The organism is Thermococcus sp. P6, from assembly GCF_002214525.1.
GTDB lineage: Archaea > Methanobacteriota_B > Thermococci > Thermococcales > Thermococcaceae > Thermococcus.
The window spans coordinates 1127286-1152086 of the sequence record NZ_CP015104.1 but is presented as its reverse complement, the minus strand read 5'-3'; the positions used below and the strand labels follow the sequence as shown (position 1 = coordinate 1152086).

General features: G+C 56.1%; 26 protein-coding genes, 1 tRNA gene and 1 pseudogene. 18 read left to right on the top strand and 10 right to left on the bottom strand.

The window, feature by feature from the left end:
• The first annotated feature begins 6 nt into the window (after window positions 1–6).
• Window positions 7–93: transfer RNA gene (locus tag A3L12_RS06245), tRNA-Ser, on the top strand.
• 9 nt (window positions 94–102) lie between these two features.
• Here the strand turns inward: A3L12_RS06245 and map are convergent.
• Window positions 103–990, bottom strand: a complete 888-nt coding sequence (gene map, locus A3L12_RS06240) for a type II methionyl aminopeptidase (RefSeq protein ID WP_088882818.1) — start codon at window positions 988–990, stop codon at window positions 103–105.
• 99 nt (window positions 991–1089) lie between these two features.
• Between map and A3L12_RS06235 the strand changes: the two genes are divergently transcribed.
• Together A3L12_RS06235 and A3L12_RS06230 are read left to right on the top strand one after the other, a co-directional pair.
• A complete protein-coding gene (locus tag A3L12_RS06235) occupies window positions 1090–2571 on the top strand; it encodes a TrkH family potassium uptake protein (protein ID WP_088882817.1) in 1482 nt (493 codons plus the stop codon).
• Window positions 2568–3422 carry an ATP-binding cassette domain-containing protein gene (locus A3L12_RS06230; protein WP_088882816.1) on the top strand — a complete coding sequence of 285 codons (855 nt, stop codon included), beginning with the start codon at window positions 2568–2570 and terminating at the stop codon, window positions 3420–3422. The genes A3L12_RS06235 and A3L12_RS06230 overlap by 4 nt, the downstream gene beginning before the upstream one ends.
• Here the strand turns inward: A3L12_RS06230 and A3L12_RS06225 are convergent.
• The 5 genes from A3L12_RS06225 to hjc all read right to left on the bottom strand — a co-directional run bounded on the left by A3L12_RS06225 (window position 3382) and on the right by hjc (window position 7873).
• Window positions 3382–4185, bottom strand: a complete 804-nt coding sequence (locus A3L12_RS06225) for a hypothetical protein (RefSeq protein ID WP_088882815.1) — start codon at window positions 4183–4185, stop codon at window positions 3382–3384. The two genes, A3L12_RS06230 and A3L12_RS06225, sit on opposite strands and share 41 nt — an antisense overlap.
• Complete coding sequence (gene cyaB / locus A3L12_RS06220; protein ID WP_088882814.1) at window positions 4172–4723, bottom strand: class IV adenylate cyclase; 552 nt, start codon at window positions 4721–4723, stop codon at window positions 4172–4174. Before cyaB ends, A3L12_RS06225 begins: the two co-directional genes overlap by 14 nt.
• A gap of 107 nt (window positions 4724–4830) precedes the next feature.
• Window positions 4831–5868 (bottom strand): lysyl aminopeptidase, encoded by a 1038-nt coding sequence (locus A3L12_RS06215; RefSeq protein ID WP_088882813.1) that lies wholly within the window; start codon window positions 5866–5868, stop codon window positions 4831–4833.
• A gap of 66 nt (window positions 5869–5934) precedes the next feature.
• Window positions 5935–7482 carry a hypothetical protein gene (locus A3L12_RS06210; protein WP_088882812.1) on the bottom strand — a complete coding sequence of 516 codons (1548 nt, stop codon included), beginning with the start codon at window positions 7480–7482 and terminating at the stop codon, window positions 5935–5937.
• Entirely contained in the window at window positions 7472–7873 is a 402-nt protein-coding gene (hjc, locus tag A3L12_RS06205; protein WP_088882811.1) for a Holliday junction resolvase Hjc, read from the bottom strand. Before hjc ends, A3L12_RS06210 begins: the two co-directional genes overlap by 11 nt.
• Window positions 7874–7944: 71 nt before the next feature.
• Here hjc and A3L12_RS06200 point away from each other — a divergent pair, with 71 nt between their 5' ends.
• The 4 genes from A3L12_RS06200 to A3L12_RS06185 all read left to right on the top strand — a co-directional run bounded on the left by A3L12_RS06200 (window position 7945) and on the right by A3L12_RS06185 (window position 10811).
• Entirely contained in the window at window positions 7945–8469 is a 525-nt protein-coding gene (locus A3L12_RS06200) for a gamma carbonic anhydrase family protein (RefSeq protein ID WP_088882810.1), read from the top strand.
• A gap of 5 nt (window positions 8470–8474) precedes the next feature.
• Window positions 8475–9269 (top strand): polyprenyl diphosphate synthase, encoded by a 795-nt coding sequence (gene uppS, locus A3L12_RS06195; RefSeq protein ID WP_088882809.1) that lies wholly within the window; start codon window positions 8475–8477, stop codon window positions 9267–9269.
• Window positions 9270–9334: 65 nt separating this feature from the next.
• Window positions 9335–10009, top strand: a complete 675-nt coding sequence (locus A3L12_RS06190) for a TBP-interacting protein (protein WP_088882808.1) — start codon at window positions 9335–9337, stop codon at window positions 10007–10009.
• A gap of 34 nt (window positions 10010–10043) precedes the next feature.
• Window positions 10044–10811, top strand: a complete 768-nt coding sequence (locus A3L12_RS06185; RefSeq protein WP_088882807.1) for a hypothetical protein — start codon at window positions 10044–10046, stop codon at window positions 10809–10811.
• Here A3L12_RS06185 and A3L12_RS06180 read toward each other — a convergent pair.
• Window positions 10770–12644 carry a threonine--tRNA ligase gene (locus A3L12_RS06180; protein WP_088882806.1) on the bottom strand — a complete coding sequence of 625 codons (1875 nt, stop codon included), beginning with the start codon at window positions 12642–12644 and terminating at the stop codon, window positions 10770–10772. The genes A3L12_RS06185 and A3L12_RS06180 overlap by 42 nt on opposite strands.
• A 119-nt stretch (window positions 12645–12763) precedes the next feature.
• On the opposite strand from A3L12_RS06180, the gene A3L12_RS06175 reads away from it, so the two are divergent.
• Genes A3L12_RS06175 through A3L12_RS06160 form a run of 4 tightly spaced genes read left to right on the top strand, consistent with a single transcriptional unit; the run spans window position 12764 to window position 14673 of the window.
• A complete protein-coding gene (locus A3L12_RS06175) occupies window positions 12764–13351 on the top strand; it encodes an exosome complex RNA-binding protein Csl4 (protein WP_088882805.1) in 588 nt (195 codons plus the stop codon).
• A 2-nt stretch (window positions 13352–13353) separates the two neighbouring features.
• The gene (locus A3L12_RS06170; RefSeq protein ID WP_088882804.1) at window positions 13354–13986 is read left to right on the top strand and encodes a DUF2067 family protein; all 633 of its coding nucleotides are present in this window, start codon (window positions 13354–13356) and stop codon (window positions 13984–13986) included.
• The gene (locus tag A3L12_RS06165) at window positions 13976–14263 is read left to right on the top strand and encodes a DNA-directed RNA polymerase subunit L (protein WP_088882803.1); all 288 of its coding nucleotides are present in this window, start codon (window positions 13976–13978) and stop codon (window positions 14261–14263) included. The genes A3L12_RS06170 and A3L12_RS06165 overlap by 11 nt, the downstream gene beginning before the upstream one ends.
• Before the next feature lie 23 nt (window positions 14264–14286).
• Window positions 14287–14673, top strand: a complete 387-nt coding sequence (locus tag A3L12_RS06160) for a ribonuclease III family protein (RefSeq protein ID WP_088882802.1) — start codon at window positions 14287–14289, stop codon at window positions 14671–14673.
• A 2-nt stretch (window positions 14674–14675) separates the two neighbouring features.
• Here A3L12_RS06160 and A3L12_RS06155 read toward each other — a convergent pair whose 3' ends face one another.
• Window positions 14676–15482 (bottom strand): sugar phosphate isomerase/epimerase, encoded by an 807-nt coding sequence (locus A3L12_RS06155; RefSeq protein ID WP_088882801.1) that lies wholly within the window; start codon window positions 15480–15482, stop codon window positions 14676–14678.
• Between the two features lie 93 nt (window positions 15483–15575).
• Between A3L12_RS06155 and sppA the strand changes: the two genes are divergently transcribed.
• From sppA to A3L12_RS06125, 6 genes and pseudogenes are all read left to right on the top strand, one after another.
• On the top strand, window positions 15576–16592 hold the full coding sequence (gene sppA / locus A3L12_RS06150) for a signal peptide peptidase SppA (protein WP_088882800.1): 1017 nt from the start codon (window positions 15576–15578) through the stop codon (window positions 16590–16592).
• Window positions 16589–17577 (top strand): annotated as a pseudogene (locus A3L12_RS06145) (AI-2E family transporter). The gene sppA and the pseudogene A3L12_RS06145 overlap by 4 nt, the downstream one beginning before the upstream one ends.
• 48 nt (window positions 17578–17625) lie before the next feature.
• A complete protein-coding gene (locus tag A3L12_RS06140; RefSeq protein WP_088882799.1) occupies window positions 17626–18594 on the top strand; it encodes a beta-ribofuranosylaminobenzene 5'-phosphate synthase family protein in 969 nt (322 codons plus the stop codon).
• Window positions 18566–19348, top strand: coding sequence for an N-glycosylase/DNA lyase (locus A3L12_RS06135; protein ID WP_088882798.1), 783 nt, complete (start codon window positions 18566–18568; stop codon window positions 19346–19348). The genes A3L12_RS06140 and A3L12_RS06135 overlap by 29 nt, the downstream gene beginning before the upstream one ends.
• Window positions 19349–19488: 140 nt before the next feature.
• Complete coding sequence (locus A3L12_RS06130) at window positions 19489–20358, top strand: ABC transporter permease subunit (protein ID WP_088882797.1); 870 nt, start codon at window positions 19489–19491, stop codon at window positions 20356–20358.
• A 4-nt stretch (window positions 20359–20362) separates the two neighbouring features.
• The gene (locus A3L12_RS06125; protein ID WP_088882796.1) at window positions 20363–21280 is read left to right on the top strand and encodes an ABC transporter ATP-binding protein; all 918 of its coding nucleotides are present in this window, start codon (window positions 20363–20365) and stop codon (window positions 21278–21280) included.
• 10 nt (window positions 21281–21290) lie between these two features.
• On the opposite strand, the gene A3L12_RS06120 is transcribed toward A3L12_RS06125, so the two are convergent.
• Entirely contained in the window at window positions 21291–22556 is a 1266-nt protein-coding gene (locus A3L12_RS06120) for a UbiD family decarboxylase (protein ID WP_088882795.1), read from the bottom strand.
• A 72-nt stretch (window positions 22557–22628) separates the two neighbouring features.
• On the opposite strand from A3L12_RS06120, the gene A3L12_RS06115 reads away from it, so the two are divergent.
• On the top strand, window positions 22629–24014 hold the full coding sequence (locus A3L12_RS06115) for a DEAD/DEAH box helicase (protein WP_088883236.1): 1386 nt from the start codon (window positions 22629–22631) through the stop codon (window positions 24012–24014).
• Here the strand turns inward: A3L12_RS06115 and truA are convergent.
• On the bottom strand, window positions 23961–24764 hold the full coding sequence (truA, locus tag A3L12_RS06110; RefSeq protein ID WP_088882794.1) for a tRNA pseudouridine(38-40) synthase TruA: 804 nt from the start codon (window positions 24762–24764) through the stop codon (window positions 23961–23963). The genes A3L12_RS06115 and truA overlap by 54 nt on opposite strands.
• Window positions 24765–24801: the final 37 nt, after the last annotated feature.

The window sequence follows — 24801 nt, the reverse complement described above, 5'->3', positions numbered from 1 at the left end:
CACCGCGCCGGGGTAGCCTAGCCTGGGAAGGCGCGGGACTCGAGATCCCGTGGGCGTTAGCCCACCAGGGTTCAAATCCCTGCCCCGGCGCCACTTCTCTCCTCAGGTGGTTACGTACGCGGAATCCTTCTCCACTATGACAGTATGTTCAAACTGGCTCACGAGACCCCCGCGGACTTCCCTGAGGATCCTGTAGGAGTATATCGCCCCCGCCCTGTCGAGCTGGGTCAGTGCGATTTTAAGCTGTCCCTCGGGCATTAAATCCTGAAGCCAGCGGTAGGCAAAGGGCAGGGTCCGGTATTCCCTCCTTATGTGGGCCAGCAGCCTTCTCGCTCCGGGCATTCTCACGGGCCTGTCGCGAAGGTACATGAATATGAGCGCCGGTGGAACCTCCACAACCCGGCCCGCTCCGGTGGTGGCGAAGGGTTCTATGGCTATCACATCCCCCTCCTTGAGCACGTAGTTATCGTCCGGCCTGTAGACGTTGGGTATGCTTACACCCGCGTGGAGTTTGTAGCGCTCTATCTTGTGGCCGCTGAGGTTGACTATCGGATTGAAGCCCCGGGATCTTATGGTTTCCTCCACGGTCCTTCCGATCTCGCTGATCCTCACCCCGGCGCGCACCACGCTGATGGCGTTTTCAAGGGCCTCCTTCGATGCCTCCATCAGTTCGTCCTCCTCCATGCCAACCCTGAAGGTTAACGCTGTGTCCGCTATGTAGCCGTCAACGTGAACCCCGAGGTCCACCTTCAGGTAATCCCCCTCTTTGAGAACCGTCTCATCGCCCCTGTAGGGCGTGTAGTGTGCCGCCACCTCGTTTATTGAAAGGTTGCAGGGGAAAGCCGGTTTTCCACCGAGCTCGACTATGCGTCTTTCCACGAACTCCGCGATATCGTAGAGCTTAACTCCCGGTTTTATCATGTCCCGGACTTCCTTCTTTACCTGCCTCGCTATCTTTCCGGCCTTTATGAGGGCATCCCTTTCATCCAAGTTCTACCACCGGGATAAAGAAGGCAATACTCCTTAAAACCTTTCCATCCCGGGAAAAACCTTTTATTCGATGCCCCCTTTCAATCCCCCGGTGAACCCATGTTCCAGAGCCGTAAGTACATCAACCTCTCCAACGATACCTTCGTCATCAAAAGCCTCATCGGGCCGATCCTTGAGGGCGTGGGGCTCGCCTACTTCTTCCCCGTGTTACTCCTGTGGTTCTATCCGGATGAAATTGGTTACGCCCCCTACTTCGCGGCTCCCGGAGCCCTTTTGATCCTTCTGGGAGCGTGGCTCGGGAGACATGAGGAACAGGTGGAGGACGTGAACCTGAGGCAGGCAATGGTGGCCGCGGCCTTTACGTGGCTCTTTGCGTCCTTCGCAAGTGTCGTACCCTTCATGTACATGGCCGGAATGTCCTTCGTGGATTCCTACTTCGAGAGCATGAGCGCATGGACGGGTACGGGTTTAACCGTGATGAGGAATCTGGAGAGTTACCCTCACATCCTCCTCTTCTGGCGTGCGTGGATGCAGTGGCTCGGGGGAATAGGTATCGTACTCGTCGCGTTAACCGTTCTCATCCACCCGGGGGTCGCGGCCGCGAGGCTCTACAGGGCCGAGGCGCGGAGCGAGAGGATACTCCCCAATCTCGTCAGCACCTCCAAGGTCATCTTCCAGATATACCTCCTCCTCACCCTCGTGGGTGTCTACCTCTACTACATAAACGGAATGCCCCTCTTCGATGCCTTCATACACTCCATGACCGGCCTTGGAACGGGTGGTATGAGCAACCACGACCTCAGCATCGGTTACTTCAACAGCACCGCCATAGAGGCCGTTACCATCTTCCTGATGATAATGGGTGCCGTAAACTTCACGGTCCACTACCGTCTCTTCAAGAGCAGGCATCTGAGGCCCTTCTTCGAGGACGTTCAGGTCAGGTACATGTTCGTCTTCCTGCTCCCCGCCGTGGGGATAACGGCCTTCAACCTCACACAGGCCGGAAGCAGCGTTGCCGATGCCCTGAGGGGGGCTGTTTTCCACTCGGTTTCGGCCATAACGTGCACCGGGTTCGGGATCGCCGACCTGAGCAAATACCCCGAACTTGCCAAGTTCATCCTGGGAATCCTCATGGTGGTGGGGGGTGGCGCCGGAAGCACTGCCGGCGGCATAAAGCTGATACGCGTCGTTTTGATGTACGAAAGCCTGAAATGGACAATTCAAAGCGCCATCCTGCCAAGGGGCGCCGTCATAAAGAGGAAGGTGGGCAGCTACATCTTCACCGAGGAGGACGTTCAGGAGGTCACCGGCTTCACAATAACGTATCTGGCCTTCCTTCTGTTCGGGACCGTCTACACCATGCTCCGCATGAAAACGGGTCTCGTGGATTCGTTCTTTGAGGTGGCCTCCGCTCAGGGCAACGTCGGTCTCAGCGTGGGCATAACCTCCCCCTCCATGCCCGTCGATATGAAGGTCCTCCTCGTGCTCCACATGTGGATCGGAAGGCTGGAGATCTTCTCAACCCTCGTCTTCATCATAAGCGTGTTTTTCCTCGCTCCACGGATGGTGAAAAGGAAATGAAGGTCATAAGGGTGGAGAACCTCAGCTTCAGGTACCGGCGGGCCAGGAGGTATTCCCTTAGGGAAGTAAGCTTCGAGGTGAAGCGGGGGGAGCTGCTGGGGATAATAGGGCCGAGCGGAAGCGGTAAATCAACGCTCTGCCTCACCCTGAACGGCATAATTCCCGGCTCGATAAAGGGAGAATTTTCGGGTGATGTCGTGGTAAGGGACCCCGCAACCGGGGAAGAATACAACACCCGAGAAGTTCCGGTCTCGAAGCTCTCCACTCTGGTCGGTCTCGTCCTCCAGAACCCGGAGAGCCAGCTTTTCAACATGACCGTCGAGGAGGAGGTGGCCTTCGGGCTTGAGAACCTCGGACTGGAGAGGGACGAGATACTCAGGCGCATCCAGTGGGCTCTGGAAGTAACCGGCTTGAGAGGACTCGAGAAGGAGTTCCCGCCCGGTCTAAGCGGTGGCGAGAAGCAGAGGCTGGCCATAGCGTCAATCCTCGCCATGAAGCCGGAGGTTCTCGTTCTTGATGAGCCCACGAGCCAGCTCGATCCCGTTGGGAGGAGGGAAGTTCTGGGGGTGGTATCCCTCCTGAAAAAGGAACACGGGATTACGGTGATCCTTGTGGACCACAACACCGATTACATACTCCGCCACGCCGACAGGGTCCTTGTTATGAAGGAGGGAAGGGTGATCCTCGAAGGAACCCCCCGAGAACTCGCGGAGGAAGTCGAAACCCTGAAGGAACTGGGCGTGAAGCTGCCCCCGAGCCTCGAGATCTCCCACGAGCTCAGAAAACGTGGAATCGTCAAAACCCCGGCCCTTACTGAGGAGGAGCTTCTTTCCCTGATAGGATCCCCCTGATATCGAGGGAGCTGTCGAGCAGGTGATGTTTGAGATCGTAGAGCTTGAAGGCCACCTCTACTTTGGCCTCGGGTTCCTCTATCTCATCAACAACCCTGAAAGCCTCGTTGAGTATCCGGAGGGCCTCCTCCCTGTTCCTTCCCCCCTCGATTTCCGCCAGATAGTAGAGCGCCATGGCCCGGTGGAAGGGGGTCGATATGTGATCCACTATGCGCCACGCTTTCTCCTTCTCTCCCCGGCTGTAAATGAGTCTTGCAAGGTTGACCAGAACAACGTCCAGCGTTTCAGGTTCCCGAACCCTCTTCATGGCGTAGCCCGCCTTCTCGAGAAGACCGTACTTCAGGAGGTTCATCAGGATGTCCCTTATCGTGTCCGCATTGTCCCCTGCGAACTCTATCGCAGTCTTCAGCGCTATATCCCCGTTCAGCTCGTCTCCCAGAAGGTAGAACAGAACCGCCATATCGCCAAGGACGAGGGCCCTGTAACGCGGGGTGAAGAGCGAGTTGGCCGGGGGGATAAGCCCGCGCAGGAGTTCCCTTACCCTTCCGGGATCCTCTTTTTGCTCCCAGATCATTTTGATTATCGAACGTATTATCATTCGAAGGGCGAGGAAGGTATTCGGCTCGCTCTTAACCTCATCGGTAAGCCGGATAGCCCTCTCCACTTCCCCGATCTTGAGGGCGTTCTCGATGTCATCGAGCACCTCGAGGTCGGATCTATTCCTCCTCTTCGAAGGGCTAAAGAGATTATCAAGTATGCCCATTAGACACCCCCTTCTCAAGCATCAGCTCGAGGTAAGAACGCCTCTCAAATCTCTTGACTCCAAGAGATTTAAGGATTTCCCTGAGTTCCCCCACGATCTTCTTAACCTCGTCCTCCTTCCCGGTCAGGTATTCGATCTCCACGAACTTCCCAAGGCCGTTGACCTCGTCGAGGGCTATCGTAATCCCCCTGTCAACGTAGTATCTTTCCCGGGTCTTCCTGACGGTGAGGACCTCCGTGAAGCCGAGGCTTTTGAGCACCCTCGCGTGTTCCTCCGGATCGTTTATCTGGACCTCAAGTTCCTTCCGGGTTTTCGAGGTTTCCTCCATTCTGGGCCCCTTGTAGGTTAGAAAAGCCTCGAGATGACCGTCGAAACGCTTTATCCTTATCCTAAGGGCTTCATCCGTCTTCCCGAAATCCCTGCACGGATGGTTGAAGTAGGTGTCCTCATGGTACTCCCTGCGTATGCACTCGAAACTCTTCCTAACGCGCTCGAAAATCCCTTCGTCCGCGTACCCCTTGAGCTCAACCTCTATCATTGGCCCTCCTCCCGTAAAAACGATGGGTTCCCCCGCAGGGTTCCCATGAACTTATCTCATCGGGAGAGGAGATAAACCTTTCCCTAAAGGGGGAAGGTAAAGAAACGTCAGGGAGTCAGATCCATCTCCCGGAGCTCCTCCATGAGGCCTCTGGCGAGTTTAATCGTCATGTCGATGTCCCTGATGTCAGCGGTCTCAACCTGACTGTGCATGTAGCGTATGGGTACGCTGAGGACCGCGGTGGCAACGCCCTCGCGGTTGATCTGCATTATGTTGGCGTCGGTGCCCGTTGGCCTCGGCGAGGCCTCAACCTGAAGCGGGATCCCGTACTTCCTCGCGATCTCCCCGGCGAAAGCCCTGAGCTTCGGGTTTATGTTCGGTCCAACGTCCATCACAGGCCCCCCTCCGAGTTTGGGGACTATCCTGTCCTTATCCCCGACCTGCTTTGCGAAGGTGACGTCCATAGCGATACCTATCTCGGGATCGATGGCGTAGCTTGCCACCCGGGCACCCCTGAGTCCAACCTCCTCCTGAACGGAGGCAACGAGGTACAGATCGGCCTCGTGTTCTTCAACGGACCTCGCGGCCTCTATCATGGTGTAGAGGCAGACCCTGTCGTCGAGGTAAGGAGTGGCTATCCTGTTCTCGTTCAGCCGGACGAAGGCCGGGGCGAACTCCCCGACCGTTCCAACGCGGAAGCCCATCTCCTCGGCCTCCTCCCTGCCATCCGCGCCGACGTCGACCACAACCGTGTCCCAGTCCGCGGCCTTTTTTCTGTCCTCGGGCCTCTGGATGTGGGGGGGTATGTGACCGACGACGCCGAACCGCTCGCCCTTCTCCGTGAAGAACCTTACCCTCTGGGCCACCAGAGTCCTCGGATCGACTCCCCCTATCGGAACGATGTGGAGGTAACCGTTTTCATCGATGTAGTTCACCATAAGGCCGATCTTGTCCATGTGGGCGGCGAACATCACCCTCGGACCGTCGCCCTTCTTATGGGCTATGACGTTGCCGAGTTTGTCCACCTTTATTTCATCCACGTAATCCCTAAGGGCCTCGATGACCACATCCCTGACTCCGAGGAACTCGTAGCCCGAAACACCCGGTGCCTCGATTATTCTCCTTAAAAGCTCCATGTCCACCATGGTTTTGCCTCCTTTAGATTTTGATCTAAATGTCCCCATCCCGGTTAATAAGGTTTACGAGGGAAGTTAACCGAGGATGACCTGCAGGTAGGCCTCCTCCTCGGGCTCAAGATGCTCCACTTCCCAGACCACCACCCCATCTTTGACCTCCGCCCTTCCCTTCGTGGCCCGAACTTCTATGGCATTGACGGCCCTCTCGAAGTGGAATCCATCCACGCCCCTGAGCCTCGGGGCTTTGACCTTAACGAAGTAATACCTGTCCAGCATCTCCTCCTGAACAATGGGGCGGAAGAAGGCCACGTAGGAGGTTCCGGCGAAGATAACACCGGCAAGGAAGAGTATCCCGGCCAGCGATCCGTAGTTCCTCGGGGGATTCGCCCGGGTTGTTGTGGGTGTGATCGTGACGGTTTCAGGGGCTTTAGTCTCCGAGGTGGTCGTGCTCGTGCTCGTCGTTGGCCTGACAGGAGGGGCCACGTTAACCGTCGTTTCCCCGCCCACGTACCTCCTGCTTTCGGCACGTATCATAACCGTTCCGTAGCCGGTTTTCTCCAGATCTATCCGGGCCACGCCGAGGGAGTCGGTGGTTGAGTATTCCGTCCCAAGGGGCCCGGAGGCGGTAACTGTTACGTTAGGAACAGGCTGTCCCGTCGAGTCAAGGACGCTGACCAGAAGGGTCTCGTTTTCCCGGGTTACACTCAGGAAGAGCTTTTTCACCTCCACAAAGGTCTTAACGATCCTTCCATCGAGGTTCATAACGACCTCGTAGGTCCCGGGGTTGTCCACGAGGTAGGAGACGGTTCCGTCATCCCCCGTCTGGAAGGGCACTCCCCCTATCGTGACGGGTATACCCGACACCGGTTGTCCCTTTTCCCCGTAAACACGGACGTATATCGCCCCGTCCCTGAAGTAAGCTTCGTAGTTCAGGTTCCTCTGGTAAACCCTGAAGGTCTTTCGTGTGCTCTTGAACTTCCCGCCGAAGTTGGCCCAGAGGTAGACGGAGTAATCCCCCACCTCCGGCCTCGTCAGGTTAACCTCCATGACCCAGCTCTCCCCGGGCAGGAGGTAGACCGAGGTGGTGAAGGTTTTTACCGGACTTCCGTCGCGAGAGATGGTGTAACCCAGCCTGCCTATGATCACGCCGTTCGCCCCGGACTTCACCCTGAGCACTGCCGTAACGTTGCTACCGTAGGTGTACTCTTCGCCCACATCTATCCTCAGAGAATAGTCAACGAGCGTTCCAACGCGCACTTTTATACTCGCCTCGGAATAGCTCGAACCGGCCCTTGCCACGAGGGTGAGGTTGTAGACCCCGGGGTTGAGGTTGAGGAGCTTTATCGATACCGTGTCCTCCACAGTCCCGTTGGGTTCAACGGGCTCCCTTATGACCTTACCCCCGTAGAGAAAGCCCTCCGCCGGGCCGGTAACGTAAACGCTGACGTTCGACAGGGTCACGTTTCCGAGGTTTTTGAGCTGGAACGGGATTATTATCGTGTCGCCGGGCAGACCCGTGAAGCTATCGTTGAGAGGAGCTATTACGAGCGGTGACTGGGAGGTAACCTCCGGAAGGAAAAAGGGAACCAGCAGGATTATCAGGATTACGACCTTAGGTTTCATCCCCCACCACCCCTTCGAGGGTTTTCTGCCTCCCGATAACCTCGTCAAAGGTCAGGTATTCCCTGCTCTGGAGGTCCAGCTTATAGCTCTTGCCTTCCCTTTTGAGGCTATCGGGGAGAAAGAAGCGCCAGCCGTTGTTCACGAACTTAACGGCTATGACCGGCTTTCCTCCGAACCTTCTGGAGAAGGAGACAAGCTTCTCGTGGTCCTCGGCGGTGAAGTACAGCCTCCCCCTGCGGGTGCTCTTCACCTCCACGCAGAGGTAGAGCCTCCCGTTGCCCGCCACGATGTCCACCTTCTTGCTTCCTGCGGAGCGCACGACGGCGAAACCCGCCCTCTCGAGCATCTTTATAAGTTCCCTCTCAGCGCTCGCTCCCATTCTGTAGCCCATTGAACTACCCCATGATGGGTTCTCCGGTTAGGTTTATAAGCTATGTTGAAGAGTTAGGCCGGGTGATGGATGTGGCGATCTACGAACTGGCCGGAAAGAAGCCTGTAATTCACGAGACGGCTTTCGTTGACGAGAGTGCCTCTGTCATAGGGGACGTGGTTCTCGAGGCCAGAACGAGCGTCTGGCCGAGTGCCGTTCTGAGGGGAGACATAGAGAGGATCCACATCGGAGAGGGCTCGAACGTTCAGGACAACGTCAGCATACACACCTCCCACGGACAGCCCACCATAGTGGGAAGGTACGTTACCATCGGCCACAACGCGGTCGTCCACGGGGCTGAGATAGGAGACTACACCATAATAGGCATGGGTGCCGTGGTGCTCGACGGTGCAAGGATAGGAAAGCACGTCGTCATAGGTGCCGGGGCGCTCGTTCCACCGGGCAAGGAGATCCCGGACTACAGCCTCGTCGTTGGAGTTCCGGGCAGGGTGGTAAGGGAGCTCAGAGACGATGAGATCGAGTGGACGAGGAAGAACGCCGAGATCTACATCGAACTTGCCGGGATGCATCTCTCCGGCAGGAAAAGGATCGAGTGATTAAAATGATCTCCCGCCTCATCTCCCACGTTCCCCACCTTCTTTTAAGGCCGGTTTACAACCTCTACGAGGACTACCTCCTCGAGAGGGTTAAGTCGGGAAAGGTTCCGAGGCACGTTGCCATAATAATGGACGGGAACAGGAGATGGGCGCGGAAGATGGAGAAGCCCCCGTGGTACGGCCACCTTTTCGGCTCCCGGAAGCTTGAGGAAATACTGGAGTGGTGCCGCGAGCTTGACATAAGGACCCTCACGGTCTACGCCTTCTCCACCGAGAACTTCAGGCGAAGCGAGGAGGAGGTAAACTCCCTCATGAACCTCTTTGAGGAGAAGTTCAGGGAGCTTATAAAAGACGAGAGGGTCCATAAGTACGGGATCAGGGTAAACGTCCTCGGGAGGAAGGAGCTTCTTCCGGATAACGTGAGGAAAGCCGCGGAAGAGGCGGAGAGGGCCACGAGGAAGTACAGAAACTACGTCCTCAACATAGCCCTCGCCTACGGGGGGAGGAGCGAGATAGTTGATGCGGTGAGGAACATCCTGAAGGACGCTCTGGCCGGGAGGATAAAACCTGAGGATGTGGATGAGGACCTCATCAGGGAATACCTCTACTACCCGAACATGCCCGATCCGGACGTGGTCATAAGAACAGGCGGGGAGGTAAGGATAAGCAACTTCCTGCTTTACCAGATCGCCTACAGCGAGCTGTTCTTTGCGGACGTTTACTTCCCGGAGTTCAGGAAGATAGACTTCCTCAGGATAATCCGCGAGTACCAGAAGAGGCAGAGGCGCTTCGGAAGGTAGGCCATCCTTTTTAAAATTTTCTAAAAGTTTATTAACGCCCGGGACGATCTTCCGGGGGGATGAGGATGGACTACAATGGATTGAGCCCCCGGATCAAAAAGGTGTACTCTCAGGTCAGGTACCTGGACGATTACCACTGGGAGATAACCGGCGATGAGATCGTCGGGGTCCACAAGAAGAGCAACGTTAAGATAACCATCGAGGTTGCCGGTAACAGGGAAGAAGCGGAGAAAATGGCGGAAAAAAGAGGCGAGGGAATCAGGATAATAGCCGTTCCCGACAGGAACGTTTTCTTCGTCCACAACGGGGTTTTCATACTCACCTACCGTTACCTCAAGGCGACCCTCTCGGACATAAACGACCACATAGTCTGGAACGGGTTCAGGGTGGTCGAGAAGGACGGAAAACTGGTTCAGGAGGATTTCTACGAGTACCTCGGCGGGGCGCTGATCAACCACATAAAGGACAACATGCTCGCCGGTCAGGACTACGTCTTCTGGCAGTTCCAAAGGTGTGAGGTGTGCGGGAAGTACGTGGACGTTGAGAACCTCGAGAACCACCTCAAGTGGCACGGGATAAAGCAACACGAGAGGAGCGAGGAGCTCTACGAGGTCTTCGAGATAAACTTCCGGGAGGGTAAGGTCTACAACAAGTACGGCGAGGAGGTCCCCTCCGGGGAGTTCAGCGAAGAGGCGAAGGAGTTCCTCGATGAGATAAAGGCCGGGATGGGTGGAAGGTGATCCCAGCTCCTCCCGACCGTGCGGGTGAACCCCGATGAACGTCCTGAGGCTCTTCAGGGAGAAGTACCTGCCCGGTTCCACAGTCAGCGTTATCTACGACGCCCATTCCTCCGCATGGAGGATCCCCCTCCTCCTGCTCATGCACGGGGTCCAGAAGGGGCACTTTGGAATCGTATCGAACTACTCCGGCACCATCGGGTCGCTCGTAAGAAAGGCCCGTGTCTCCGGCTGTGACATGGAGAACGCTTTAAAGGAGGGGAAACTCGCGGTCATAGACGTCTTCGGCTCAAAGTACGGATCGAGGGCGTCGCTTCCAAACGTTTTCTATCTGGATAGTGTCGATCCCCAGACCATCAACCCCAAGATAGATCGCATCTACGATACCCATCTCCGCGAGAACCTGAAGGGGGGACCCGTTCTCAGGCTGATCCACACGCTCGACGGTACTGCCCTCATGCTCGGAGAAGACCCCACCCTGAGGCTTCTCAACCAGACCATAACCTCCAAAGACCAGCGGTTACCGGATTCCGTGCTGGTTCTATCCCTGAACAGCGACGTTGTATCGACCGGATTCACGGCATGGGTTTCGGAGATCAGCGACTACCTGCTCCTCGCCAGATCCTGGTTGAAGGAGACGGAGTTCAGGGAGGTGCTCTACTTCCTATCCGCACCTTACGATGACTTCGAGCCCGTGGTTTACTCCCTGAGCGTTACGAAGAGAAGGGGAAGGGAAAAGATAAGGGTAAAGAGGATGTCCCGTTCATCCCCTGAACTTCGGCCTCCTCGAAAGGAGGAGGGGTAAAGGCCTCGGCCTGTAGGGAAATCCTTCCGTCTGGCCCTTTATCTCCCTTATGAGGTCCTCGAGCTGCATCTCGCGGTTTTCACCGCTCCTCTTCCTGACGGTTATCGTGTTCCCCTCCTTCTCCCTGCCGCCGACGACGATTATGTAGGGTATCCACTCCTTCTCGGCCTTCCTTATCTTCTTGCCGAGCCTGTCGCCCGTGTCGTCAACGTCGACCCTTATCCCTGCACCCTCCAGCTTCCCTGCCACGTAGAGGGCGTAATCCAGAACCCCCTCATCAACCGGAATGACCCTCGCCTGTATCGGGCTGAGCCACAGCGGGAAGGCCGGCTTGACGCCCTTTGCCTGAAGGCGAGCCTGCTTTTCAAGCATCGCGTACATCACGCGCTCTATGGCACCGCTCGGGGAGCAGTGGAGGATAAGCGGGTACCTCTCCTTCCCCTCCTCGTCGTAGTAGGTTATGCCGAACCTCTCGGCGTTCTCAACGTCTATCTGAACCGTGCTCAAGGCCGCGGCCTTGTCGAGGTTGTCAACGAAGTTGAACTCGAACTTCAGGATGAAGTAGAAGAACCTCTGGTCCCACATCTCCACGAGGACCGGCTTGTTGATTATCCTCGCCAGCTCGACGATGAAATCCCTGTGGGCTTCCCAGAAGTCCCTTGTAAAGCGTATGGCCACCTCGTAGTCCTCGGGAGTTAAGCCCACTCCTTTCAGGACCTCCATACTGAGTCTGTACTGCTTCTTGAACTCGTCCATGGCCTGCCTCAGATCCCCGGCAACGGTATGCATGTCCGGCATCGTGAAGGCCCTCAGCCTCCTGAGTCCAGACAGTTCCCCCCTCTTCTCCCTTCTGAAGGAGTAGCGCGTGAGCTCGTACATCCTGAGGGGCAGGTTCCGGTAGCTTATCGTGGCGTCCTTCTTTATGAGGAACTGACCGAAGCAGGCCGCAAACCTCAGGAAGAACTTCTTGTCCCCGCTCTTCACTACGTACTGCCTTGCGGGGAACCTGTTGAGGTACTTCTCGAGAGCCGGGTGCTCAAAGTCATACATTATCGGCGTCTCGACCTCCATCGCCCCGTACTCGATGACCTTCTCGGTAACGTACTGCTCGAGGAGTCCCTTTATCAGCCTGCCCTTCGGATAGTACCTGAGGTTTCCGGGGTCGCTTCCGGGTTCGTAGTCGGCAAGCTCGTGTTCGAGCATTATCCTGACGTGGGGCGGTTCCTTATCGGCCGCCCTGTTCTTGTTTATCTCGTAGTTCGCGAACTTCCTCAGGTTCTCGTGTCCGGTGAAGTCGAACTTCTCCACCTCCACGAGCTCGCCTTCGGGGGTGAGGACGTACCAGTAGCTCTTGAGTTCCTCCTCCTTCTCGAGGGCCACGTTCCGCTCCTCAACGTTTACCTTTCCCTCCGGGACTATCGTCCTGCTGAGTTCCGCCAGCGGGTGCCCCTTGCAGCTCAGCTTAAAGGCCTTGTAGTAGCCGAAGGGAGCGCGTTTGACCTCAAAGCCCTCCTCCCTCAGGCGCTTCTCGATCATCCTGAGTATCTCAAGGGCAGTCCCCGGCTCCGCCAGTTCACTGCTCAGGTGGGCGAAGGGGTACACGAAGACCTTTTTCGTTCCCACCCTGCCTGCCACGTCCTTTATCTCGGCTAAGGCCTTCTCCACGACCTCTTCCTGACCGCCCTCATCCACCTTCTCAACGCTTACGAAGACCGCCAGAACCTCGTCGAGCCTGCCCTTCCTTTCCTCATCACCTATGGGCTCGGGGTTCCTAATGGCCCTATCCTTCACCTCGTACTCGAGGTAGTCGCTGTGTATCAGAAGCATCCTCATTTTCAACACCACCCTGACTTCAATCCGGATCACTAAAACTTTTCCCCCTTCTTTATAAACCCTCCCGTATGGCAAAGGCTTAAAAAATCCGAACGGGAACTTTCATGGAGGTGGGAGGAATGGATGAAAAGAAGGCCATTAAAAACGGTGATCTCGTTCTTCCCGGAGATTACCTCGGGGTTATTGAAGAATACCTGCCCGGTGACGGCGTTCGAGAAGAGAACGGGGAACTCTACGCCATGAGGACGGGGAGGGTGAGGATAGATCCGGAGAGGATGGAAATAAGCGTTGAACCCGTAACGGACACACCGCCCCTTCCACAGGTCGGGGACGTCGTCATAGGAAAGGTCACGGACGTTAAGCCTCAGGTGGTCATCGTCCAGCTCGTTAAAATAGAGGGGGAGGACGAAAGAGAGATAGCCACCTCGAAGCTCGCCGGGATCCACGTCTCCCAGATAAAGGAGGGCTACGTGGAGGACGTATCCCGGGAGTTTAAGATAGGGGACATCGTAAGGGCCCGGGTGATAGCCAACGGGAAGAGCCCGATACAGCTCTCAACGAAGGGGAACGATTTCGGCGTGGTTTACGCCCTCTGTTCCAGATGCAGAACCCCCCTCGTCAGAAGGGGGCAAAAGCTCATCTGTCCCAGCTGCGGCCACGTTGAGACGAGGAAGCTCTCATCCCTCTACAGGAAACTGAAGGTGTGAACATGGCGAGGGCCAAGAGGGTAATAACGATCCACGTTCGCGATGACCGGGAGAAGGAAGAGCTCCTGAGGGAGATCCAGAGGCTGAACCTTCCGGCTTTCATATACGTTCACGGGAAGCTCAACGACCTCAAGATAAACGTTCAGGGGACGAAGGACGAGATCAGGGAAGCCCTCAGCAGGATAAGGGAGATACAAAACCGCGTCAGGGCAAAGCTATATCCGAACAGGAGGGGCCTTTACCGGTACTCGATCGATGACCTTCTCCGCAACTCCGGAAGCTCCGTTCCAACCCCGGTGCTGGTGAAGACGCTGGAACTGCTCGGGGAGGGCGTTGAGCTGAAGGGGAACGAACTGGTGACTTCCATGCCGTGGGAGGAGCTGGTTTCCATAACGAGAACGCTCGGTGAATACCTTGCGGAGATATCCCACCAGACCACCAGACAGATAAGGGAGGTCATCCTTCCTTTAGCATTGGCCAAAAACCTCGATCCCGTTGAGGTCATCGATCTACTCCTTCGGCTCAACCTCGCCGAATGGAAGGAGGATAAGTTTAAATACGAACTTGTGAAGAACAAGGAGCAGGCCATGGAGGAACTCCTTGGGTATCTGGAGGGTGAGAAGGATGAAGATTGAGGTCATCAAACGTGAGGGAAACGTCCTTGAGTTCTACCTTGAGGGTGAGGATCACACCTTCGCCAACCTGCTCAACGAGGTGCTCCACGAGAACGGGCACGTTACCTTTGCCGGCTACACCATCGAACATCCCATCCTCATGGCCAGAAAGCCAAAGTTCAAGATCGTAACCGACGGCGAGGTAACCCCGGAAAAGGCCCTCGAAGATGCAGCCCAAAAGATATTCAACAGGGCGAGGGAGACCCTCGAGGCGTGGAACTCCACCGTAAAAGGGTAAGCAGATCGGGAGGAAGTGAAGGCTTGAGGTATGAGAGGAACTTCACGGACAGGGGACTCTCAAAGTTCGGGGACTCCCTGGTAAATTTCGTCTTTTCGCTCGCCCTGAGCGAGTACCTCGGCGAACCCACCGGTGAGAGGGTTCCCAACTCCTCCCTCAGTATGGCCCTCGAGCTCGCAGGGTTGAGGAAGCTCGTGCCTCCAAGGACGGACGTGCACGGTAAGGGGGACGTAGCCGAGGCCCTCTTCGCCTACGCCTACCTCGAGGGCGTGATATCCATCGAAGAAGCCACCAGAATCCTGAGGGAGAACTTCACCCCCGACGTCGTCCACTTCTCGCGGAAGAAGGAAATCGTAGGCAGGGCCTTCGCCGGGGTCTTCAGGGTGATAGGCGAGAGGCTGGGCCTGTAAAATCAGAGGCTCGTCAGCAGTTCTATCAGGCCGTCCTTGGTCGGAACCTTTGAGAACTTCTCTGGATCTTTGATCTTCAGGAGGAGCGGGACGTCGCCGAAGAGCCTGAGAACCTTTCCGAAGGGTATGCTTCCTTCCCCTGGCAGGAGGTGGAGGTCCCCGACGCCGTAGGCGAGGGCATCCTCGGGTTCAACCTGCGGAAACAGCTTTCCGAAGTTGTCGTGTATCATAAGTATGATCGTCTTATCGGTCCCGAGCTTCAGGTCTTCGAGCAGCTTATCGGCGTTACCCTGAGCGCTCAGGAAGGCGTGGGCCACATCCAGGGCAAAACCAACGTTTTCCCTCTCCACGTTCTCAACCACGTACAGAGTGTCCTTCACGCTGTAGGTGTTCTCGAGGGCCAGTTTTATGTCGAAGGGCGCCGCCATCTCCGCGAGCTGCTGGATGGCCTCTATCTCGAGGTCCAGCCTCCCGGTCCTCCCGCTCTGCATCACTATTACCTTTGACCCGAGCTTTATGGCCACATCGACCATGGCCCTCGCAACGCGGAAGTGCCTGGTGTGGTAGATGTGGTCCCTGAGGTTCATGGATGTTGGCATCCTGACTATGTAATCTATACCGACCCCCCGGAGTGTCGTCTCGAGGTTCCTGAGATTTTTCTCAACGACGGCACCGTTTCGTATAATCCCGAGCGTGTGGGGAAATATCGATACGAAATCGTAGTTCTTTATCTTAACGTCCGCAAGCACCGAGGCGAGGGTTTTGTTCCTGTTAACAAGGTGCGGGTAGATCGTTATACCTATCTCCATACCAACCACCCACACCGGATTGACGGGGGAATATAAAAGCTTACCGAGGGCAGGGTTTAAAAGTCCAGAGGATAGATTTATGCAGGTGAGTGGATGAGGGAGAACATCTGGAAGTACGTGGCTCTCGTTCTCACGCTCCTCCTGACGGCTTCGAGCGTAACCGTCGTTCTGCTCTACATGCAGAACTCCGAGCTGGCCGGATGCAGTCCCCGGAACCTGACGGGTAACGTAACGCCTAAGGCTCCTCCAGTAGTGAGCTGTAACTTAACGCCATACAGGATTCAGATAGACGAACTCCAGAGACAGGTGGACTTCCTTAAGGCCCAGCTGAGGGAGCGGAACCTTCCGGAGGGCAACGTCACGATAGCTGTGGTCCCGATCTTTGGCCTCATAGACGATTACACCGCGCTCAGGGTCGTCACCACCCTCAGGGAAATAGCCAGAAACGATACCATAGGGGGTGTCGTGCTGTGGATAGAAAGCCCCGGGGGCTACGTGGGGCCCGTGAGGGAGATATATTCCGCCGTCAAAAAGCTCGATCTCATCAAGCCCGTGGTGGCCTACACCGGAGGAATCGCCGCTTCGGGCGGTTACTACGTAGCCGTCGGTGCCGGGAGGATAATAGCCGACCCTCTGGCGGAGGTGGGGAGCATAGGCGTCATCTACGTCCATTACAACTACCAGACGAACTATCAGCAGAACGGAATAGAGGTTGAGGTCTTCAAGACAGGACCCTACAAGGACATGGGTGCCGAATGGCGCGGTCTTACCGACGAGGAGAAGGCCATGATAAAGGAGACTGTTGATGCCTACTTCCAGGGCTTCCTTCAGGCTGTGAGCAGCGGACGGGGAATGGACATCAACGAGACGAAGAGATACGCAACTGGAAGGACGTGGTTGGCCATGAACGTTACGGGGAGTCTGGTTGACGAAACCGGCGACCTCGATCGCGCGATAAAATCCCTTGAGGAGAGTCTGAACGTGACCAGACCGCGGGTGGTAATCTACGAAGGCTCCACCTCCCACGACTTCGGGGTGTTCGGGAGCACCGCCCTGCTCCTCGACCCGAGGTACGTTGAGGCATACCTGAAAACGGGGAACGGGCGATGAGAATCGAAACCGGGATCTGGATAGTCGTTTCCCTGATAGTCCTCTACCTCGTGTGGGAGACGGTCAGTCCAGTCCTATCTCCGATCATACTGGCCGTGACGCTCGCCTACATCCTCTACCCCTTCCACGAAGGACTGTCGGAAAAAACGGGCAACAGGCTCTCGGCCTTGATCATAACGGGCCTTCTAACCCTGCTCACCTTTCTTTTCATGATAGGCTTTGCCCTCTGGATAAACGACGTCAAGAGCTCCCTCGCTTATTACCTCGACGTCTCATTCAGGTGGCTCCTTCACAGGAACCTCCCCGATTCCGTCTACGAGCTCCTTCGGAGGCTTGCCGAGGATATTCCAAGGCGCTTTGAGGAATACGTGCTCGGCTACACCTACTCCCTGCCGAAGCTCTCCCTTCAGGCGATAGTCATGCTCTTCTCCTTCTACGGCATCCTCGTTAACGCAAAGAGCATAAAAAGGGAAGTTTACTCCCTTCTCCCGCCGGAAAACAGGAAGCTGGCCATAAAGCTCATTGAGAGCGCCGGTGAGACGCTTCACAACCTGCTCCGCGGCTGGCTGACGATCAGTATCATCAAGGGCTCCTTCACAGCTGTCGGGTTCTTCCTCTTCGGCCTCTCCGGTCCCGGTGGTGCCATAGCGGCGGGTATCTTCACCGTCATCTTTGAGCTCCTTCCGGTTCTGGGCGGTGGCTCGTCTGGCTCGCCGGAGTGGTTTACATGGCAGGCAACGGTAACGTCCCCGGCGCGGTCCTTTTTGCGCTCTACGGGATCACCTTCATCTCGCCCCTTCCCGACGTAATCCTCAGGTCAAGGCTGAAGGAACGCTGGAAGGGGGTCAACTCCCTCGTCTCCCTCGTTGGAATCTTCGGCGGTTACTTCGCCTTTGGGTTCGTGGGGATCATAATCGGCCCGGTTGCCCTCTCTCTACTTGCCACCCTCATAGGCGAGTGGAAGGATATCAAGGAGAGGGGGTAACCCGCTGGGTATAAAAGGGATCTCTCCCCTACCCTTCCGGTGATGTTCGTGATAATCCGCACTCCGCGAAGGCTCCACCTCGGTCTGATAGATCCGTCAGGCACTTTCGGGAGACGCTTTGGAAGCCTCGGGGTAGCACTGGAAGGCGGTTACGAGGTCAGGATAGAGAATAGCGGGGAGGGAAAAATAGTGGCCCGGGGAGAGGACAGGAAGACCGTAGGGTTCACAATGGAGAGGATGAACCATGCCTACGGAACGGGTCTGGGTTACACCGTTGAGGTCAGAAAGGCCATCCCCCGGCACGTCGGCCTCGGCTCCACGACCCAGCTCAGCCTCGCGGTGGCAACCGGAATAGCCCGCCTCAGTGGTCTCAACGCGTCCGTGGAAGAGCTCGCCCTGACTCTCGGAAGGGGGCGGAACAGCGGGGCGGGTATCTACTCCTTCGCCTACGGCGGCTTCGTCGTCGACGGAGGGGTTAGGGACGGCATCCCCCCGCTGATATTCAGGGAAGACTTCCCACAGGAATGGGGCTTTCTCCTGATCATCCCGGAACTCAGGCCGGGTTTTGACGAGGAGGAGGAAAAACCGGTCATGGAGAGCGTCACGGGGAGCAGGGAGGCGGCCATGGAGATAAGCCACAGGATACTTCTCGGTCTGTTGCCGGCCCTGAGGGAAGGGGACATCAGAACGTTTGGAAAACACCTCTCGGCCATACAGACGCTTGTAGGGAAGCACTTTGAGAGCTATCAGGGAGGGGAGTTCAGGGAGGACGTGAGCCTTTTACTCGAATTCCTGAGGGAGAACTCCTACGGATACGGGCAGAGTTCATGGGGCCCAACCGTCTACGGCCTCATCCACCTGAAAGAGTTCGAAAGGCTCAGAGGAGAGGCGGTTGATTTCCTCAGGGAGCACGGCCTCAGGGCGAAGGTTGAAGCCGGCATTCCGAACAACAGGGGTTTCACGATGGAAGAATCCGGAGGGGAGCGAGATGGGAATCGACCGCTTCATCGGAATTAACCAAGAGAATGAAAAGGTCCGGCACCTCGTGGAAACCCTGAGGAGCCTCGGGCTGGAATGCGCCAGAACCATCGAGGAGAAAATTGACCTGCAGTTTTCCGCTCTGGAAAATCTTCACGAGAATTTGAACAACGATGAGCTCTTCATCAAACTCGTGCTTGCCAATGCCATCGTCTCCTACCAGCTCAGCGGTAAGGGCGAGGACTGGTGGTGGGAGTTCTCCCGCCACTTTTCCATAAACAAAGAGGTAGGAAGCATAAAAAAAGCTTATGCGAGCTTTTTACCCAGCTCCCGGACGAACAGGCGTCTGGTGGGAGCCAAGCTCAAACGCCTGGAAAGGCTTGAACCCTTTCTCAGGGGACTAAACATCGATGACCTTAAAGAATATTATGATAATATGCTCAGGCTGAGGGATGATCTGGCAAAAGCGCTGAACTCAGGGAAAGATGCCAAAACAATCGTCTTCGCGGTTAAGATGTTCGGCTACGCCGCCAGGATAGCTTTTAAGAAGTTTAAGCCGTACCCGATGGAGATTCCGATCCCGGAGGATGTGCGGATACTGAGGTATACGAAACGCTTCACCACCGAACCGCCCGGGAGTTTCTGGGGCAGGATCGGACGGCAGACGGGAATCCCTCCGCTCCACATTGATTCCCTCGTGTGGCCGGCACTGGGGAAAAATGACGAAGTGATGGCACGCCTCAAAAGGCACTGTCCCAGATGGAGGCTCGTTCTTGAGATAACTGAAATTTAGTCAAGAGTGGAAAGGGGAGCGACGGGAACGAACTTATGGGGACTGTTTTCTCATCCAACAACTACCTTCGATCAAAAGGAAAAGATTTTATACCTCAAACGTTGGTTTATATTTGAACTGTAATGAAGGAGGAGTTGCCTATGCTATGGGGATTTGAACTTGAGTTCAAACAGAGCCTTCGGACCAAGAAGCTCTGGGTAATACTTGGGGTCATGATGTTGCTCTACATACCCACCTTTTACATCCAAAAAACAACCGGGGTTGAGGTGAAAAGCGTTCAGGAGGCGGTTTCGATCCTTGTTGGAAGCGTCACTGGATTCGGCGGCTTTTTCATCGCCATCCTCGCCCTCCTGATAGGGGCCACGGCGATAAACGGCGAGATAGAAAAGGGTACCCTCCGCGTTGCCATGAGCAAACCTGTGAAGAGGTTGAGTTACATAGGCGGTAAGTTCCTCGCGCATACGTTGATCGTGCTCCTGGCCCTTATCCTGACGACGTTCGTCGGGGTAGCGGGCTTAAAGTGGCTCGGTGCCCCGATAGAAGGTAAGCTAATCACAGAATCGCTCCTGCTCAACGGCCTGCTGATGCTGGCGATGGTGCAGTTGATAGCCCTGGGATACATACTCTCAACAACCATCAGATCTTCAAGCACGGCCCTCGGGGTGGCGCTGGTTCTCGTCTTCGTGGCCTTTATGATAATGCCGGCGATCGTCCAGTACATGGCAGCCAAGGACACCGTACTGAACAACAATCCCGATCTTAACGCCTTCCGGGATAAGAGCCGGGAGTACAGGACCAGGTATCTTTTCTACGACCCACTGGAGCAGATAAACATCATAGTAAACGATGCCACGGAGGTAAGCGGTGAATCCGGCAGAGAGAAGGTTGAATACGTTGGGATCTCAAGGGGCATAGCGAAGAATCCGATCAACTTCGGTATACTCATCGGACTTCCCTTCGTTTATCTGGCCGCTTCCCTATACCGCTTCACCCGTATGGACCTGAGGTGATCACATGATCAGGATAGAGAACCTCGTTAAGGCTTACAACGGTTTCCGTGCGCTGGATGGTCTGAACCTCGAGGTTAGAGCTGGCCAGATCTACGGCTTTCTTGGGCCGAACGGTGCTGGTAAGAGCACGACCATACTCAGCACTCTGGGGTTGATTTTCCCACAGGAGGGCAGGATAAGGCTCTTTGACCTCGAGGTCTTCAACGGTGGAAGGTTCGACGAGAAAAACCTCGTAAGGGCCAAGTTCAGGATAGGTTACATGCCCGAACAGGCGGCCCTCTGGGACTTCCTAACGCCCGTTCAGACCCTCGAGATCATATCGGACGCCTTCGGGATCCCAAAATCCGAGAGGGAGAAGCGCATCAGGGAACTCCTTCAGCGGGTTAACCTGTGGGAGGAGAGGAACAGGAAGGTGGGCAAGTTCTCAAAGGGAATGGAACAGCGCCTCCTTCTCGCCCAGGCGCTCATAAACGATCCGGATCTTCTAATACTCGACGAGCCAATGAGCGGCCTCGATCCCCTGGGAATAGCCGAGTTCAAGGAGATAATCCGGGAGGAGAAGAAGGCCGGCAAAACAGTCTTCTTCTCGAGCCACATACTGGCTCACGTTGAGGAGATATGCGACACCGTTGGGGTCATAGTGAAGGGGAGGCTTGTGATGGAGGGAAAAATAGAAAGCATCAAACGGGAATTCCTCGGGAAGGCGGGCTACACCATAATCGTAGAAACGAACCTTCCCGTGGACTTTGGGGGGTCAGGGTGGAAGGTCAGTTCCATTGGGGACAGAAAGTACCGCATAACGGCCGCTGAGGACATCAGGGAAGAGCTAAACGACTTCATCGTTTCAAAGGGAGCCAAGATACTCTCCATGAAGGTGAAGGAACCCAGCCTCGAGGAGATATTCCTGAATACGGTGGAATAATTGGGGGGGGCTAAACGCTGGCCCTCTCAAACTCCTCCTTTCTATCCAGCGGCTTTGTGGCGTCGATGCCCCACTTTGTCGTGAGGCTCTTCTCCGAGGAAGGATCGAGGGAACTGCCCCGGGCGTTGGGAACCACAACGAGGTCCCTATCCGCCTGAAAGCGGGTGGCTATGGCCCATTCAACCTCGCGGTCGTCGTATATGTTTACGTCCTCGTCCACCACAACAACGTGCTTAAGGCTCGGGTGCCCGGCGAAGGCGGCCAGAATGGCGTTTTTCCCATCGCCGTCGTGCTGCTTTGTGATGGAAACGATGGCATGGAGCCACATGGCACCGCCTTCCGTTAGTCTCACGCCGTGCACCCTCGGAACAACCTGCTTAACACTCCTGTAAATCTGCGGTTCCTTTGGAAGGCCCATCAGCATGTAGTGCTCGTAGCCCCCCGGAAGCAACGCATGGAAAACCGGCTCATCAACGTGATACATCCTCTCAAAGACCACAACCGGCTGTTCTCTAATGTGATCGTAGGTTCCGGTTATGTCGACGAAGGGGCCTTCCCTGTCAAGCTCGGGAAGGATCTTCGCCTCGAAGACGAACTCCGTCTCCACCGGAACGGGAATTCCGTTCATGTTGAAGACCTCAAGGGGCTTTCCAAAGGCCATTCTGCTCATGGCCGATGCAATCTCCAGCTCGCTCACCCCATAGGGCACGCTCGTTGCCCCGGCAAGGAGAAGGTGCACCGGACTGCCGACGATTATCCTGACATCCAGCTCCTCTCCGCGTTCGGCTCTGGCATTCCACATCGCGTAAAGATGCCTCGGAACGAGCCTTATGGTACCGGTCTTCTCATCCGTCACCATTATCCTGTGGAAGGATGTGTTGACGAAACCCTTCTCGTCCCGGGCTATCACCATGGCCGATGTGAAGTACTGCCCCCCATCCTTCGGGTAGTACTTTGGAATCGGAAGCTCTCTGAGGGAAAAGTCCCCCGTGGAGTTCTTCGTAAAAGGCGCCCGTTCAACGGTTTTCCACGGTTCCGGGTTCTCCATTGCTTCGGCTATGAAATGGGGAAGGTTGTCCCTCTCCGTTCCGAGGTAACCGGCTATCCTCTCGCGGGTGCTCCACACGTTCCCGGCCACGACCCAGCCGTCAACGTCCCTGAAGAGAACGGGCCTATCGCGATACTTCAGCAGGTACCGGGTTATCTCAAGCTCCTTTTTCACGGGCTTCTCGATGACTACCGTATCCTCAAAACTCTCAACTATTTCCCCGAGCATTCCACCACCTTCACTCGGTGTTCCAAAAGGTCTATAAATCCTTTTTCCAGACCCCCGATGATTGGCATGCCCATGGTAACCTTTCGCATTCCCGACAGTTCGGCACTGGTCAGGGTGGAGAAGGCCGATCCCAAGGTTTACTTCAGGATATACGACTTCCTGACCTACAGGAAAAGTTTCGGGAAGTGGGAAAAGCCCGAGAGCCTCTACGACCCCTACGAGAGGACCTTTCCGGTGGGCCTCCTCCCGAGGGTTAAGAAGTTCCTCAACTCCACGGGCTATAGAGTAAGGATCAGGGATGAAAGGAAGGTCAGGGGGACGAGGATCGATTCACGCTGGAACGAGGACTACCTCCTGAGAAAATACCAGCAGCGTGCCGTCAGGAGCGCCCTGAGGGGAAAAATGGGGGTCCTCGCCCTTCCAGTAGGCAGTGGCAAAACCGTTGTTGGCCTGCGTATAATCCACGAGCTTGGCCTTTCGGCCCTCGTTGTGGTCCACACCAAGGAGCTCCTCTACCAGTGGGCCGGGAAGATCGAGGAGGTTCTGAACATCAGGCCCGGTCTGGTCGGGGACAACAGGTGGGAGGAGGGAGAGGTTACGGTTGCGATGATCCAGACGCTGCTCTCCCGTGGCGTTGAGAAGCTGGAAAGGGACTACGGTGTCGTCATGTTCGACGAGTGCCACAGAACTTCGGCCGCCGAGAAGTTCTACACCCTCGGTCTATCCCTTCCGCAGGTTTACCGCTTCGGCCTCTCGGCGACACCGTGGAGGCGCGTCAGGGGAGAGGAAATGAAGATAGAGGCAGTGGTGGGCCCGATTCTGATGGAGATCAGGGCCGAGGATCTGATAAGGGAGAAGTTCCTCGCGAAGCCCAGATTCGAGGTGATAACGTACGAATCGAAAATGCCCTCGTTAAGTGAACACTACAGAGAACTCTACGAGGATGCGATAATTAACAACGACGAGAGGAACGGGGCGATAGTCGAAAAGGCCCTTGAACTGGTGAAGAAGGGCCACCGCGTTTTGATAGACGTGAAGCGCATAGAACACGGCAGGATACTAAAGAGGATGCTCGAGAAAGCCGGCGTAAAGGCCGAGTTCCTGAGTTCCCAGAGCCCCAACAGGTGGGAGGTTCTGGAGGAATTCAAGGAGGGAAAGATTCCGGTTCTCATCTCCACGCTCCTCAAAGAGGGCGTCGATATACCCGAGATATCGGCCATAATCCTCGCGGGGGGAGGAAAGAGCGACATAATGACCATCCAGACCATAGGACGCGCCCTGAGGCCCAAAAAAAGAATGAAGGCGGTTATAGTGGACGTTCAGGATGAGGATCCCCTTCTCTTCACGCACTTCATAGAGAGGCAGAAGGCCCTCAAGCAGTACTACGGCAGGTACTACGACCACTCAAAGTTCAAGGAGGGCGTCTCCGAAGAGGGCCGCCCTCGTAAGGGCCCGTGAGTAGCGCTCGAACATCTCCCGCTTCGCCTTCTCGATGCCCCTTCCCCCGCCCCGGAACTCTATCCCGTCGTAGGTTATTCTCCAGAGGATAAGCCCCTCCGGGGGAGCGGGGGGTACTTTTCTGTCGTAGCGACCTTCAAGCATACCCTTAATCTCACCGGGTTCCATCAGACCGAGACCGCATAACCTGATGGCGTTAACTATTCTCCTCGCCATCTCCCAGAGGAAGCTCCTTCCTTCGAGCTCTATCACGTAGTAGCCGTGGCGTTTTTCAACGTCGACCCTCAGGAGCTCCCTGATCCTGTCCTTCCCCGGTTCCAGCCTCGCGAAGGCCGAGAAGTCGTGCCTTCCGACGAAGAGGGAGGCGCATTCCTCCATTCCCGGGGGATCGAGGCCCTCGTCCACGAGGTAGTACCTGTAGGTCTTGGAGAGCGCTTGAAAGCGCGGGTGAAACCCCTCGGGAACCTCCGCAACTCCAAGAACCCAGACGTCCCTGAGGTTGTGGTTGAGGACCTCAGGCCTCACCAGATCCGCCCTCTCGGTAGCGTCGAAGGAGACGACGTTGAAGAGCGCCGAGACACCCCTGTCGGTTCTCGATGCCCCCATAAAGTTCGAGCTCCTGGCGTCTTTTATTATCCCGAGCTTTGAGAGGACCCTTATGAGTTCCCCCTCGACGGTTCTTACATCGGGCTGCCTCTGAAAGCCGTGGAAGGCCGTGCCGTCGTAGGCCACCCTGAGTGCGAACCTCATGCTAACCGATCCGCGGGGGGGTATAAAACGCTTTGCA

Excerpts from the sequence above, each read along its gene's own strand:
- A3L12_RS06225 (WP_088882815.1), bottom strand. The coding sequence starts at position 4,185 with ATGGGCATACTTGATAATCTCTTTAGCCCTTCGAAGAGGAGGAATAGA.
- A3L12_RS06115 (WP_088883236.1), top strand. The coding sequence starts at position 22,629 with ATGGTAACCTTTCGCATTCCCGACAGTTCGGCACTGGTCAGGGTGGAG.
- truA (WP_088882794.1), bottom strand. The coding sequence starts at position 24,764 with ATGAGGTTCGCACTCAGGGTGGCCTACGACGGCACGGCCTTCCACGGC.
- A3L12_RS06215 (WP_088882813.1), bottom strand. The coding sequence starts at position 5,868 with ATGGTGGACATGGAGCTTTTAAGGAGAATAATCGAGGCACCGGGTGTT.
- uppS (WP_088882809.1), top strand. The coding sequence starts at position 8,475 with ATGATCTCCCGCCTCATCTCCCACGTTCCCCACCTTCTTTTAAGGCCG.
- A3L12_RS06125 (WP_088882796.1), top strand. The coding sequence starts at position 20,363 with ATGATCAGGATAGAGAACCTCGTTAAGGCTTACAACGGTTTCCGTGCG.
- A3L12_RS06185 (WP_088882807.1), top strand. The coding sequence starts at position 10,044 with ATGAACGTCCTGAGGCTCTTCAGGGAGAAGTACCTGCCCGGTTCCACA.
- A3L12_RS06180 (WP_088882806.1), bottom strand. The coding sequence starts at position 12,644 with ATGAGGATGCTTCTGATACACAGCGACTACCTCGAGTACGAGGTGAAG.
- A3L12_RS06120 (WP_088882795.1), bottom strand. The coding sequence starts at position 22,556 with ATGCTCGGGGAAATAGTTGAGAGTTTTGAGGATACGGTAGTCATCGAG.
- A3L12_RS06210 (WP_088882812.1), bottom strand. The coding sequence starts at position 7,482 with ATGAAACCTAAGGTCGTAATCCTGATAATCCTGCTGGTTCCCTTTTTC.
- A3L12_RS06175 (WP_088882805.1), top strand. The coding sequence starts at position 12,764 with ATGGATGAAAAGAAGGCCATTAAAAACGGTGATCTCGTTCTTCCCGGA.
- A3L12_RS06165 (WP_088882803.1), top strand. The coding sequence starts at position 13,976 with ATGAAGATTGAGGTCATCAAACGTGAGGGAAACGTCCTTGAGTTCTAC.
- cyaB (WP_088882814.1), bottom strand. The coding sequence starts at position 4,723 with ATGATAGAGGTTGAGCTCAAGGGGTACGCGGACGAAGGGATTTTCGAG.
- A3L12_RS06230 (WP_088882816.1), top strand. The coding sequence starts at position 2,568 with ATGAAGGTCATAAGGGTGGAGAACCTCAGCTTCAGGTACCGGCGGGCC.
- hjc (WP_088882811.1), bottom strand. The coding sequence starts at position 7,873 with ATGGGCTACAGAATGGGAGCGAGCGCTGAGAGGGAACTTATAAAGATG.
- A3L12_RS06155 (WP_088882801.1), bottom strand. The coding sequence starts at position 15,482 with ATGGAGATAGGTATAACGATCTACCCGCACCTTGTTAACAGGAACAAA.
- A3L12_RS06130 (WP_088882797.1), top strand. The coding sequence starts at position 19,489 with ATGCTATGGGGATTTGAACTTGAGTTCAAACAGAGCCTTCGGACCAAG.
- A3L12_RS06190 (WP_088882808.1), top strand. The coding sequence starts at position 9,335 with ATGGACTACAATGGATTGAGCCCCCGGATCAAAAAGGTGTACTCTCAG.
- A3L12_RS06235 (WP_088882817.1), top strand. The coding sequence starts at position 1,090 with ATGTTCCAGAGCCGTAAGTACATCAACCTCTCCAACGATACCTTCGTC.
- A3L12_RS06135 (WP_088882798.1), top strand. The coding sequence starts at position 18,566 with ATGGGAATCGACCGCTTCATCGGAATTAACCAAGAGAATGAAAAGGTC.
- A3L12_RS06170 (WP_088882804.1), top strand. The coding sequence starts at position 13,354 with ATGGCGAGGGCCAAGAGGGTAATAACGATCCACGTTCGCGATGACCGG.
- sppA (WP_088882800.1), top strand. The coding sequence starts at position 15,576 with ATGAGGGAGAACATCTGGAAGTACGTGGCTCTCGTTCTCACGCTCCTC.